Source organism: Christiangramia marina, assembly GCF_048285865.1.
Classification (GTDB): Bacteria; Bacteroidota; Bacteroidia; order Flavobacteriales; family Flavobacteriaceae; genus Christiangramia; species Christiangramia marina.
In genome coordinates this window covers 1-12753 of record NZ_JBLVTK010000001.1, presented here as the reverse complement: position 1 = coordinate 12753, position 12753 = coordinate 1, and the positions used below count along the sequence as shown (strand labels likewise).

General features: G+C 39.3%; 12 protein-coding genes. 6 read left to right on the top strand and 6 right to left on the bottom strand.

Annotation, left to right across the window (positions count from 1 at the left end; all coding sequences use genetic code 11):
- Window positions 1-92: 92 nt before the first annotated feature.
- Window positions 93-1046 carry a transketolase family protein gene (locus ACNKXS_RS00060; protein ID WP_417919093.1) on the bottom strand — a complete coding sequence of 318 codons (954 nt, stop codon included), beginning with the start codon at window positions 1044-1046 and terminating at the stop codon, window positions 93-95.
- A gap of 33 nt (window positions 1047-1079) precedes the next feature.
- Window positions 1080-1925 (bottom strand): transketolase, encoded by an 846-nt coding sequence (locus ACNKXS_RS00055; RefSeq protein ID WP_417919092.1) that lies wholly within the window; start codon window positions 1923-1925, stop codon window positions 1080-1082.
- Window positions 1926-2181: 256 nt separating this feature from the next.
- Here ACNKXS_RS00055 and tgt point away from each other — a divergent pair, with 256 nt between their 5' ends.
- The 6 genes from tgt to ACNKXS_RS00025 all read left to right on the top strand — a co-directional run bounded on the left by tgt (window position 2182) and on the right by ACNKXS_RS00025 (window position 8932).
- Complete coding sequence (gene tgt, locus ACNKXS_RS00050) at window positions 2182-3312, top strand: tRNA guanosine(34) transglycosylase Tgt (RefSeq protein ID WP_141878387.1); 1131 nt, start codon at window positions 2182-2184, stop codon at window positions 3310-3312.
- 9 nt (window positions 3313-3321) lie between these two features.
- Complete coding sequence (locus ACNKXS_RS00045) at window positions 3322-4398, top strand: LptF/LptG family permease (RefSeq protein WP_295180992.1); 1077 nt, start codon at window positions 3322-3324, stop codon at window positions 4396-4398.
- A 95-nt stretch (window positions 4399-4493) separates the two neighbouring features.
- Entirely contained in the window at window positions 4494-5447 is a 954-nt protein-coding gene (locus tag ACNKXS_RS00040) for an acetyl-CoA carboxylase carboxyltransferase subunit alpha (protein ID WP_417919091.1), read from the top strand.
- 169 nt (window positions 5448-5616) lie between these two features.
- Window positions 5617-7164, top strand: coding sequence for a replicative DNA helicase (gene dnaB, locus ACNKXS_RS00035; protein WP_298247510.1), 1548 nt, complete (start codon window positions 5617-5619; stop codon window positions 7162-7164).
- A complete protein-coding gene (locus ACNKXS_RS00030) occupies window positions 7139-8491 on the top strand; it encodes an asparagine synthetase B (protein ID WP_417919090.1) in 1353 nt (450 codons plus the stop codon). The genes dnaB and ACNKXS_RS00030 overlap by 26 nt, the downstream gene beginning before the upstream one ends.
- Before the next feature lie 9 nt (window positions 8492-8500).
- Window positions 8501-8932: a secondary thiamine-phosphate synthase enzyme YjbQ gene (locus tag ACNKXS_RS00025; RefSeq protein WP_295182622.1), complete on the top strand. Its 432-nt coding sequence runs from the start codon at window positions 8501-8503 to the stop codon at window positions 8930-8932.
- Between the two features lie 72 nt (window positions 8933-9004).
- On the opposite strand, the gene rplT is transcribed toward ACNKXS_RS00025, so the two are convergent.
- The 4 genes from rplT to thrS all read right to left on the bottom strand — a co-directional run bounded on the left by rplT (window position 9005) and on the right by thrS (window position 12242).
- Window positions 9005-9349: a 50S ribosomal protein L20 gene (gene rplT, locus ACNKXS_RS00020; RefSeq protein ID WP_026914511.1), complete on the bottom strand. Its 345-nt coding sequence runs from the start codon at window positions 9347-9349 to the stop codon at window positions 9005-9007.
- Window positions 9350-9482: 133 nt separating this feature from the next.
- Window positions 9483-9680 (bottom strand): 50S ribosomal protein L35, encoded by a 198-nt coding sequence (gene rpmI, locus ACNKXS_RS00015; RefSeq protein WP_141878381.1) that lies wholly within the window; start codon window positions 9678-9680, stop codon window positions 9483-9485.
- 36 nt (window positions 9681-9716) lie between these two features.
- A complete protein-coding gene (gene infC, locus ACNKXS_RS00010) occupies window positions 9717-10268 on the bottom strand; it encodes a translation initiation factor IF-3 (protein ID WP_084509743.1) in 552 nt (183 codons plus the stop codon).
- 27 nt (window positions 10269-10295) lie between these two features.
- The gene (thrS, locus tag ACNKXS_RS00005; protein WP_417919089.1) at window positions 10296-12242 is read right to left on the bottom strand and encodes a threonine--tRNA ligase; all 1947 of its coding nucleotides are present in this window, start codon (window positions 12240-12242) and stop codon (window positions 10296-10298) included.
- Between the last annotated feature and the right edge of the window lie 511 nt (window positions 12243-12753).

The window sequence follows — 12753 nt, the reverse complement described above, 5'->3', positions numbered from 1 at the left end:
GGGTTTATGGTTTATTTCAGTAAAAGTAGAAAAGCCTTCCGAAGATAAACTTCAGAAGGCCTTATTATGTTGACTTCTATATTATAGAATTATTATTTTCTTTTAATAGCCTTTTCCGCAGCCTTTACAATAGCAGCAGCATTCAAACCATATTTTTCCATCAGTTGAGCAGGAGTTCCGCTTTCCCCGAAGCAATCTTCAGTCGCCACGAATTCCTGAGGTGTAGGGTGGTGAGAAGCCAGGGTTCTGGCAACACTTTCACCAAGGCCGCCAAGGAAGTTATGCTCTTCAGCAGTAACCACACATCCGGTTTTCTTAGCTGAAGCGATCACAGCTTCTTCATCAAGTGGTTTGATCGTATGAATATTGATCACTTCGGCACTAATACCTTTTTCATTCAGCTCCACAGCCGCCTGAATAGCTTCCCAAACTAAATGGCCAGTTGCAATGATGCTAACATCGGTACCTTCATATAGATGCACTGCTTTCCCGATCTGGAAATCCTGATCAACTTCAGTAAAATTAGCAACCTTTGGTCGGCCAAATCTCAGGTAAACAGGACCATCATAATCTGCAATCGCTTTTGTCGCAGCTTTGGTCTGGTTATAATCACAGGTATTGATGACCGTCATTCCAGGTAGCATTTTCATCAAGCCAATATCTTCAAGGATCTGGTGAGTTGCACCATCCTCTCCCAAGGTAACTCCGGCGTGACTTGCGCAAATCTTCACATTCTTTCCAGAATAGGCAACACTTTGACGAATCTGGTCGTAAACTCTACCGGTAGAGAAGTTGGCGAAAGTTCCTGTAAACGGAATTTTCCCACCAATGGTCATCCCTGCGGCCATCCCGATCATATTTGCTTCAGCAATACCAACCTGGAAAAATCTTTCCGGGTGATTAGCTTTGAAGTCGTCCATTTTCAGAGATCCGGTAAGATCGGCACATAGCGCAACCACATTTTCATTAGATTGGCCAAGTTCTGTTAAGCCATCTCCAAAACCAGACCTGGTATCCTTACTTCCTTTATTTATATATTCTTTCATGATATTCTTAATTTTGATTTTAATGAATTCGGCTTAGTAATCACCAAGGGTTTCCGGGTTCTGAGAAAGTCCTTTTTCCAATTGCTCGTCGTTTGGAGCTTTCCCATGCCATGCGTGCGTATGCATCATAAAATCGACACCATTACCCATTACCGTGTTCATTAAAATACAGACTGGCTTACCTTTTCCAGTTCTGGTTTTAGCTTCTTTAAGTCCGTCGATCACCTGTTGAAGATTGTTTCCATCTTCAATTACCATAACGTCCCAGCCAAATGCTTCAAATTTAGCTCTAAGATTTCCTAGCGGAAGTACTTTTTCTGTACTACCATCAATTTGCTGACCGTTGAGGTCTACTGTAGAAATTAGGTTGTCTACTTTATTTCCGGCAGCGTACATGATCGCTTCCCAGTTCTGACCTTCCTGCAACTCACCATCACCATGAAGGGTGTAAACAAGATGAGGATCATTATTCAGTTTTTTAGCCTGGGCAGCACCCAGAGCAACGCTCATTCCCTGTCCCAGCGAGCCTGAAGCAATTCTAACTCCAGGAAGTCCTTCGTGAGTGGTTGGGTGCCCCTGCAATCTTGAATCGATCAATCTAAAAGTATTCAGTTCTTCAACAGGAAAATATCCACTTCGGGCAAGTACACTGTAAAAAACCGGGGAGATATGACCATTGGAAAGAAAGAACAGGTCTTCTCCTTTACCATCCATGTTGAAGCTGGTGTTGTGATCCATAACTTCCTGGTAAAGAGCCGTAAAAAATTCAGCGCAACCTAAAGAACCTCCAGGGTGACCAGAGTTTACCTTATGCACCTGTCGCAGAATATCGCGGCGAACCTGAGTGACAAAATCTTGTAATTCGTTGATGTTTGGCATTTTATAATGTGTTGTTTTGTTGCCGCAAAAATAAGCGATTTAAAGCCTTTGACAAAGCAACCATACCCCAGTTATTAACTTTTTCAGCAAAATACTAACAGGCTCTGTGAACTCTGGCTTCCATTTGAGTTTTGAATGAGTATCTTTGCAGCGATTAAACGGAACTATGAAATGAGCCAATTCAAAACTTTTACTTCAATTCGAGTTTTTTTGGCGAATTGCATCCAACCGTTAAAGAACATATATTAAATACCAGATGAAATTTGAACTTTTATCTACCGATGCCGGTAGTAAAGCACGTGCCGGAAGTATTACCACAGATCATGGCAAGATTGAAACACCTATTTTTATGCCGGTTGGAACGGTAGCTACCGTTAAAGGCGTACATCAACGTGAACTAAAGGAAGACATCAATCCAGATATTATACTGGGAAATACCTATCATTTATACCTTAGACCACAAACTGAAATTCTCAGGAAAGCCGGTGGACTTCATAAATTCATGAATTGGGATCGAAATATCCTTACAGATAGTGGTGGTTACCAGGTTTATTCACTTTCAGCAAGGAGAAAGATCAAGGAAGAAGGTGTGAAGTTCAAATCTCATATCGATGGATCATATCATACGTTCACTCCTGAAAATGTAATGGAAATTCAGCGTACCATTGGAGCCGATATTATAATGGCTTTTGATGAATGTACTCCATATCCATGTGATTACAATTATGCAAAGAGATCTATGCATATGACGCATCGCTGGCTGGACAGGTGTATTAATCACCTTGAGAAAACGCCTGAAATTTATGATTATAAACAAACGCTTTTCCCGATCGTACAGGGAAGCACTTATAAGGATCTTCGGAAGCAATCTGCGGAATATATCGCAAATGCCGGAGCTGAAGGAAATGCTATAGGAGGATTATCTGTAGGAGAACCGGCAGATGAAATGTATGCAATGACTGAAGTGGTTACTGCAATACTACCGGAAGACAAGCCTCGTTATCTAATGGGAGTGGGAACACCAATTAATATTCTTGAAAATATTGCTTTAGGAGTAGATATGTTCGATTGCGTGATGCCAACTAGAAATGGACGTAACGGCATGTTATTTACATCCCATGGAACCATTAATATCAAGAACAAGAAATGGGCAGATGACTTTTCGCCAATAGATCCAGAGGGTGTTAGCTTTGTAGATTCAGAGTATTCTAAAGCCTATGTTCGACATCTATTTACTGTGAACGAAATGCTTGGCAGGCAAATTGCAAGTATTCATAATCTTAGTTTCTACCTGTGGTTGACGAGAGAAGCCAGAAAGCATATATTAGCCGGAGATTTCACACAGTGGAAAGATAAGATGGTAAAACAAATGGATAAACGATTATAATTCCGGAATTTGAAAATTCTCGATTGGTATATACTTAAAAGATATCTGGGAACCTTCAGTATGATGCTGTTGTTGTTCATTCCAATTGGTATCACTGTAAACCTTGCTGAAAAGATCGACAAGATCCTGGATAATGAAGTGCCATTTATTGAAGTCGCCTATTACTATCTGGACTTTACGATATATTTTGCAAACCTCCTATTTCCTATTTTTCTATTCTTGTCGGTCATCTGGTTCACTTCTAAACTAGCGATGAATACTGAAATTGTCGCTTTTTTAAGTAGCGGTGTTTCTTTCTATAGATTTCTAAGGCCTTATTTAATAGGTGCAACTATTGTTTGTGTTGGTGCATTGATTCTTTCCATGTATCTCGCTCCGCAGGCCAGTAAAGGTTTTAATGAATTCAAATACAGGTATTTAAAACACGGGCAGGAAACCAGGGAAACCAACGATGTTTACCGGCAGATCAATGACAATGAGTTCATCTACGCAAATCATTTTTCACCAAGTTCAAATTCTGCACGTAATTTTACGCTGGAACACTTTGAGGGCAATGAGTTGAAATTTAAGATAAGCGCTTCAAGTCTACGCTACAATCCAGAGGACAGTACGTACAGGCTTACTATGGCGGATAAACGAATTATTGGGGCCAGAGGAGATAGCATTTTTAACTATAGAACCCTTGACACGATCCTTCCATTTGAATTCGATGAACTTACTCCTGAATCTTATATTGCTGAAACATTAAATTATACCGAACTAAAGGAGTTCATCTCCAAGGAAAAAAGGAGAGGTTCGGGGAATATTAGCAGGTATGAAGTAGTGGCTTATAAGCGGTGGAGTATTCCTATTTCAGCTTTTATCCTAACAATTATTGCCGTTGCAGTATCTTCATTTAAAAGAAGAGGAGGAATGGGAGTGAACCTTGCAGTGGGAATATGCCTGGCCTTTATTTTTATCTTTTTTGACAAGGTTTTTGGAACCATGGCAGAGCAGTCTACCTTCTCACCTTTGATAGCTGTATGGTTTCCTAATATAGTATTTGGGATACTGGCTATCGTGCTTCTTATTCGCGCGAAGCGTTAATCCATATCTGTTGAAAATTTAAACTTTATCAGCCATTTCTATCCTTTCAAAGTTGTTATATTTGTGAGCTATTTAAATTAATAACCATAAGAAATATGGAGTATTTAGAATTTGAACAACCTATCAAGGAGCTTGAGGAACAATATGCAAAAGCCTGTAATATTGGACAGGAAAGTGATGTAGATGTTACGGCAACCTGCAAGCAAATTGAGAAGAAACTTGCTGAAACCAAGAAACAGATCTATAAGAATCTTTCACCATGGCAGAGAGTACAACTTTCCAGGCATCCTAATAGACCTTATACTTTAGATTATATAAACGCTATTTGTGGAGATACCTTCCTTGAATTGCACGGTGATCGTAATGTGAAGGATGATAAGGCAATGATTGGTGGTCTTGGAAAGATCGATGATCAAAGTTTTATGTTTGTTGGGCAGCAGAAAGGTTATAATACCAAAACAAGACAATACCGTAATTTCGGGATGGCCAATCCTGAAGGTTATAGAAAAGCACTTCGTTTAATGAAGTCTGCTGAAAAGTTCGGTGTTCCTGTAGTATGTTTCGTTGATACTCCTGGAGCATATCCTGGTCTGGAAGCTGAAGAGCGGGGGCAGGGTGAAGCGATCGCAAGAAATATTCTTGAGATGACGAGATTAAAGGTGCCAATCATCGTAGTGATTATTGGTGAAGGTGCCAGTGGTGGAGCTTTGGGAATAGGTGTTGGAGATAAAGTACTAATGCTGGAAAACACCTGGTATTCTGTGATCTCTCCTGAAAGCTGTTCTTCCATTCTATGGAGAAGCTGGGAATACAAGGAAATAGCAGCAGACGCTTTAAAACTGACTGCTACAGATATGAAAAAGCAGAAGCTTATTGATGAAATTGTGAAAGAACCTTTGGGAGGTGCTCATAGCAATCGCGAAGAGATCTTCAATACGGTAAAATCTTCAATTACCAAAGCATATTCTGAATTCAGAAACTTATCACCAGACCAACTGGTAGAAAATAGAATGGCTAAATATTTAGACATGGGAGTGTTTAAAGGCTAACTGCTTTATTTATACATCATCGTTAGAAAATCCGGCAGTCAAATTCCGGATTTTTTTATCTTATCAACACAAAATTGAAGTTATCAACAGGTGAATTGTTCATTACCTGTTGAGTACCTCAGGGCTTTCTACTTAAGATTGTCTTAACATTTTATTTACTTTCGTATCTATGGAAAAAATAAGCTCCCCCCAGAACATTACCTACAAAAAAACAAATGTGGTAAGCCTTGAAAAAGGTAAAGTCCCACCTCAAGCTGTTGATTTAGAAGAGGTTGTGCTTGGTGCAATGATGATCGACAAAAAAGGAGTTGACGAGATCATTGATATTCTGGTACCGGATGCCTTTTACAAGAATTCCCATAAATTGATCTATGATGCCATCAAAAAATTGTTTGATGCGTCTGAAGCGATTGACTTATTAACCGTTTCTAACCAACTTAAGAAGGATAAGGTGTTTGATAAGGTTGGAGGAGACTATTATCTCATTCAGCTTACTCAAAAGGTGTCCAGTAGTGCGCATATTGAATTTCACGCACGTATAATTTTACAGAAGTACATTCAGAGATCTTTAATTAAGATCTCCAACGAAATAATTGAGGAAGCATTTGATGAAGGTTCAGATGTGTTCGATCTTTTGGATTCAGCAGAATCCAAACTGTATGAAGTAACCCAGGGGAACATTAAGCGATCAACCGAAACTGCACAATCACTGGTGATCCAGGCAAAGAAGAAGATCCAGGAGATTTCCAACAAAGAAGGACTTAGTGGAGTTCCTTCAGGATTCGATAAACTTGATGATCTTACTTCAGGATGGCAACCTTCAGATTTGATAATTGTTGCTGCCCGTCCAGGTATGGGTAAAACAGCGCTTACCTTATCTATGGCCCGAAATATTGCTGTAGACCAGGGTTTTCCGGTAGCATTCTTTTCATTGGAGATGTCTTCAGTACAGTTGATCACCCGTTTGATCTCTTCTGAAACCGGACTTTCTTCAGAAAAACTTAGAACCGGTAAATTGGAGCAGCACGAATGGGAGCAATTGAATGTAAAGGTGAAAGATCTTGAAAAAGCACCTTTGTTTATTGATGATACTCCTTCACTTTCTATTTTTGATCTACGTGCAAAAGCCAGACGTCTTGCCTCCCAGCATGGGATAAGACTTATTGTTATAGATTATTTGCAATTAATGACTGCCGGTGGCGGGCAGAAAGGTGGGAACCGTGAACAGGAGATTTCCATGATTTCCAGAAACCTGAAGGCTCTAGCAAAAGAACTTAATGTACCTGTAATCGCCCTCTCTCAGCTTTCCCGTGCGGTTGAAACGCGTGGTGGAAGTAAACGACCATTACTATCCGACCTTAGGGAATCTGGAGCGATCGAGCAAGATGCAGATATTGTATCATTTATTTATCGTCCGGAATATTACAAGATCGAAGAGTGGGATGATGAAGAAAGAACTCCTACACAGGGTCAGGGTGAGTTCATTGTAGCGAAACACCGTAATGGTGGTCTGGAAAATATTCGCTTAAAGTTTATTGGAGAACTCGGTAAATTCGATAATTTAGAAGACTTTAGTTTCCCTTCTGAAATTCCTTCAAGTATGAATAGTGGAGATGGGGATGACTTCGGAAATTTCAATTTACCAAATCCTAGTGCAGATGAAGCATTTGGTAGCTCAATGAATAGCGAGGATGATGATAGCGATGTTCCATTTTAATGATCTTAAACTGAAGAATATCAGCAATACAGGACATTTAAAGAATATTATAAAAAGCAAAGTACTTCAAACTACTTTGCTTTTTTTGTATCTATTGGTTACCAGTTTTACCGCAAATGCCTCCAAAGTACTTATCCCGATGGATGCGAGTACACAAAATGATCATTTGAAGGCATACGGATTGGTCTATTTTTCCCTTCAGAAAAACTTCAAGGTGAACTGGCTGCTGAATTACAGAGGAGGTTCCTTTCTGGTCTCAGATCATCCGGATCTTCGGAAAGAATGCCAGATTCGTGGTGTGTCTTTTGAGATCATCAGTGATCAAGAAGCAGAAAGTATCCTTCAGGAAATAAGTAGTCCTTCCCAGAACATGGAATCAGTTCCACTGGAAAAGGCACCTAAAATTGCAGTTTATAGTCCTCAGGGAAATAAACCTTGGGATGATGCCGTTACTATGGCACTTAGTTATGCTGAAATACCATATACTACCATCTACGACCGGGAAGTTCTGGCAGATGGCCTGCTCTTATACGACTGGCTTCACCTGCATCATGAAGATTTCACCGGGCAATATGGGAAGTTTTATCGCAGTTTTAAAACTACTCCCTGGTATATAGAAGACAAGAAGGAAGCTGAAAGACTGGCGAAAGAGCTCGGTTATGCAAAAGTTTCAGAAGAGAAACTTGCGGTGGCCAGAAGAATAAGTGAATATGTAAAAGGGGGAGGTTTTATGTTTGCCATGTGTAGTGCCACAGATAGTTTTGATATCGCTTTGGCGGCAAATGGGGTAGATATCGCAGAAGCAATGTTTGATGGAGATCCAAGTGAACCGGCGTATCAATCTAAATTGGATTATGATCTCAGCTTCGCGTTCACCGATTTTATTTTGGAGAGAAGTCCGTTGGTGTATGAATTTTCCAATATAGATATGACTTCGAAACGACAGATGATCGAAAAGGAGAGTGATTATTTTACTTTGATGGATTATTCTGCGAAATGGGATGTAGTGCCAACCATGCTTACGCAAAATCATACCCGCCTGGTAAAAGGTTTTATGGGACAAACAACAAGTTACGATCCTGAAACCATCAAACCTGGTGTTTTAATAATGGGAGAATCTAAACTGAATGGCGAAGCTCGGTATATACATGGGGTAAAAGGCAAGGGATTTTTCACCTTTTATGGGGGACATGATCCTGAAGATTATCAACACAGGGTAGGGGATCCTAAAACAGAATTGCAGTTGCATCCAAATTCGGCAGGATACCGGCTTATACTTAATAATGTGCTATTTCCGGCAGCTAAGAAAAAGGAACAGAAAACTTAATAAAATTGAATGGAAATTTATCAGACTGAAATGCGCTTAAAACCACGCAAACGTGGTTTCCACTTAATTACAGATGAAATTTTAAATCATTGTTCAGAAATAGAAGACTTCAAATTCGGATTCTTGCAAATCTTTATCAAACATACCTCTGCTGGATTGACCATTAATGAAAATGCAGATCCAACTGTAAGAGAAGATTTCCGTAGTCATTTTGATGAGATGGTACCGGAAAATCAGGAGTATTATAGACATACTACAGAGGGTAGCGACGATATGCCTGCACATATCAAATCTTCACTAACCGGGCCTTCATTGCAAATTCCTATTACTAATGGTAGTTTGAATATGGGAACCTGGCAGGGCATATATTTGTGTGAGCATAGAAACTCTGGAGGATCGAGAAAACTTGTGCTAACGATCTATGGAGAAGAGGATATTTAAGATCATTTCCGGATTAGAAGAAAACAAAAAATCCCGCAATTGCGGGATTTTTCTATAAGAGAGTATAATTGTTTATTTTACTTTTTCTACAATTGCTTTGAAAGCCTCTGGGTGGTTCATCGCCAAATCGGCAAGAACCTTACGGTTCAATCCAATTTCACTGGTTTTGATTTTCCCCATAAATTGAGAATAAGATAATCCTTCCTGTCTGGCTGCAGCGTTAATACGCATAATCCATAAAGAACGGAAGTTACGTTTCTTAGCTTTACGGTCTCTGTATGCATAAAGCATAGCTTTGTCAACCGCATTTTTAGCAACGGTCCAAACGTTTTTACGACGTCCAAAATAACCTTTTGCTTGCTTTAAAACTTTTTTTCTACGTGCCCTTTTGGCAACTGAGTTTACTGATCTTGGCATATTTTAAATTTTTTTGTAGTAGGCGGTCGTTCACCGACACTTTCAACTTAAACTTATACTGTAGCACTATGCCCAGTCCAAGTGTTGCCCAACTCCATGGTTAAATAATTAATTAAACCTCAAGAGCTTCAATTTACTTTAACCGTAATTGAAGTTTGATATTTTGCTTATCTGCATCATGTACCAAAGTACTGTGAGTTAAGGCTAGCTTACGTTTCTTAGACTTCTTTGTTAAGATATGACTCTTAAACGCGTGCTTTCTTTTAATCTTACCTGTACCGGTTAGCTTGAAACGCTTCTTGGCACTGGATTTCGTTTTCATCTTAGGCATTACTGTCCTCTTTTTATAATTAACTCTCTTATTCTCTTATTTCGATTTCTTGGTGGGGGAGAGAAACATTGTCATTCTCTTTCCTTCAAGTTTTGGCATCTGTTCTACCTTTCCAAGTTCTTCAAGATCCTGCGCAAGTCTAAGAAGAAGAATTTCTCCTTTATCCTTGAACACGATAGATCGTCCTTTGAAAAAAACAAAAGCCTTTAGCTTTGCACCGTCTTTCAAGAATTTCTCTGCATTACGTTTCTTAAACTCGTAATCATGATCATCTGTATTGGGACCAAATCGAATTTCTTTAACGACTACCTTACTGGCTTTAGCTTTCATGGCCTTTTCACGTTTCTTTTGTTCATAAAGAAACTTCTTATAGTCCATTACTTTTACCACTGGTGGTTTTGCGTTCGGAGAGATCTCTACTAGATCAAGACCTTGTTCCTCTGCAATTGCAAGAGCTTTCTTTACAGGATATACATCCATCTCTACGTTATCACCAACCAGGCGTACTTCGTCTGCTCTGATCTTCTCGTTGATTCGGTGCTGCTCTTCTTTTTGTCGACCGAACCTGTTCGGTTTTTTTCTACGTATAGCTATGGCTTAAAATTTTAATTAAACTTATGTTTTGAAAGGCTTTAAGGTACTACTGATTTCTGTATTAATCAAATCTGCGAAATCATCGATCTTCATCGTTCCCAAATCTCCTTCACTATGCTTACGAACAGAAATCGTACCATCTTTAGCTTCCTGCTCGCCGACAATCAACATATACGGGAATTTGTTTACTTCGGCTTCCCGAATCTTCTTCCCGATAGTTTCGTTTCTATTGTCTACAAGGGCGCGAATTTCGTGATTTTCAAGTAAATTTAAAACTTTTTGTGAGTAATTTTCATATTTCTCGCTGAGCGAGAGAATAATAGCCTGTTCTGGCATTAGCCACAGTGGGAAATTACCACCTGTATGTTCCAGAAGAATAGCAATAAATCTCTCCATACTTCCAAAAGGAGCACGGTGGATCATGACTGGTCGATGTGACTCATTGTCACTTCCTTTGTATGTCAGGTCAAAGCGCTCTGGCAGATTGTAGTCTACCTGGATGGTTCCAAGTTGCCAGCTTCTTCCCAAAGCATCCTTAACCATAAAGTCAAGTTTTGGTCCGTAGAAAGCCGCTTCTCCTTTTTCAATCACATAATTAAGACCTTTTTCTTCCGCAGCACTTAAAATCGCCGACTCGGCTTTTTCCCATACATCATCAGATCCTATATATTTATCCTTCTTCTCAGGATCCCTTAGGGACACCTGCGCTGTAAAGTCGTCAAAGCCTAAAGATGAGAATACATATAAGGTAAGGTCAATTACTTTTTTAAATTCTTCATCCAGCTGCTCCGGCATACAAAATATATGCGCGTCATCCTGAGTAAAACCTCTAACTCTGGTTAAACCATGCAATTCTCCACTTTGCTCATACCTATATACAGTTCCAAACTCTGCAAATCTCTTCGGAAGGTCACGATAACTCCAGGAACTTGCATTATACATTTCACAATGATGCGGGCAGTTCATGGGCTTCAGTAGAAATTCCTCTCCTTCATTAGGAGTCGTTATTGGCTGAAAGCTATCTTCCCCGTATTTAGCATAATGACCAGAAGTCACGTAAAGTTCCTTATGACCAATGTGCGGACTTACGACCATTTCATAGCCTGCTTTCTTCTGAGCCTTCTTTAGGAAATTCTCGAGTCTCTCTCTAAGAGCTGCACCTTTGGGAAGCCATAATGGTAATCCCTGTCCAACTTTTTGGGAAAAAGTGAATAGCTCCAATTCTTTCCCCAATTTTCTATGATCTCTTTTCTTGGCTTCTTCCAGCAGAGCCAGATATTCTTTTAATTCTTTTTGCTTCGGAAATGATATACCATATACTCTGGTTAGTTGAGGATTGGTTTCATCACCTCTCCAGTATGCACCGGCAACACTCATCAATTTTACTGCTTTGATGATTCCTGTATTAGGAATATGACCACCGCGGCAAAGGTCTGTGAAAGTATCATGATCACAGAAGGTGATTTCACCATCAGTGAGATTTTCGATAAGCTCTACCTTAAAAGCATTGTTCTCCTTCTTGTAAAATTCCAGCGCGTCAGCTTTAGAAACTGAACGCAGTGCAAAATCATGCTTACCGCGGGAAATTTCCAGCATACGATCTTCGATCTTCTTAAAATCATTCTCTGAGATTTTTTTCTCTCCGAAGTCTACATCGTAATAGAAGCCTCTATCAATAGCTGGTCCTATAGTAAGCTTAGCTCCCGGGTACAGATCCTGAATAGCCTGAGCCATTACGTGAGAAGATGAATGCCAGAATGCTTTTTTACCTTCATCATTAGACCAGGTGAAAAGAACAAGATCGCCATCGGTATTTAAAGGTGTTGTGGTTTCTACAGTTTCATTATTGAACTTTGCAGAAATAACATTCCTTGCAAGTCCTTCGCTTATACTTCTGGCTACATCCATTGGAGTAGTGCCTTTTTCAAACTCTTTAATACTTCCGTCTGGCAGAGTGATCTTGATCATTATATACATATTTTACGAAGTTACAAAGATAAGGTGTTGAGTTTGGTTGCACAATACATACTTACCTATATACTATATATAGGTGTTGATTATCTCTTCGGAAATGTATTATGAAATTTTTTAGAATTAGATAATTCTGAAGTTCAGCCACTTATAAATAATCTTGTATTTATTTTATATTTTTCTTCAGAAAGCTATTGTGTAATTAAAAATGGGGTGTATATTTGCAGCCGCTTTGGCAGCAAGGCGTATGTTCGTTGAGAGTAGTAATGGTGGGTGATGTGAAAGGATCTGGCTTTAAATAATTAAATTAAAATTTTCAAATTTTAGTTTGGCAGAAAGGAAAAAGTTAGTGTATATTTGCAGCCGCTTTGAGAGCAAGGCGGGAGTTCACTGAAAGTTTAGTAAAGGGTAGGCTATTGTTGGTCTAAGGCTTAAAAATAAAAATTAAAATTCTTTAAATTTTATTTGGCTGGAGAGCAAAACTAGTTTTATATTTGCACCCGCTTTG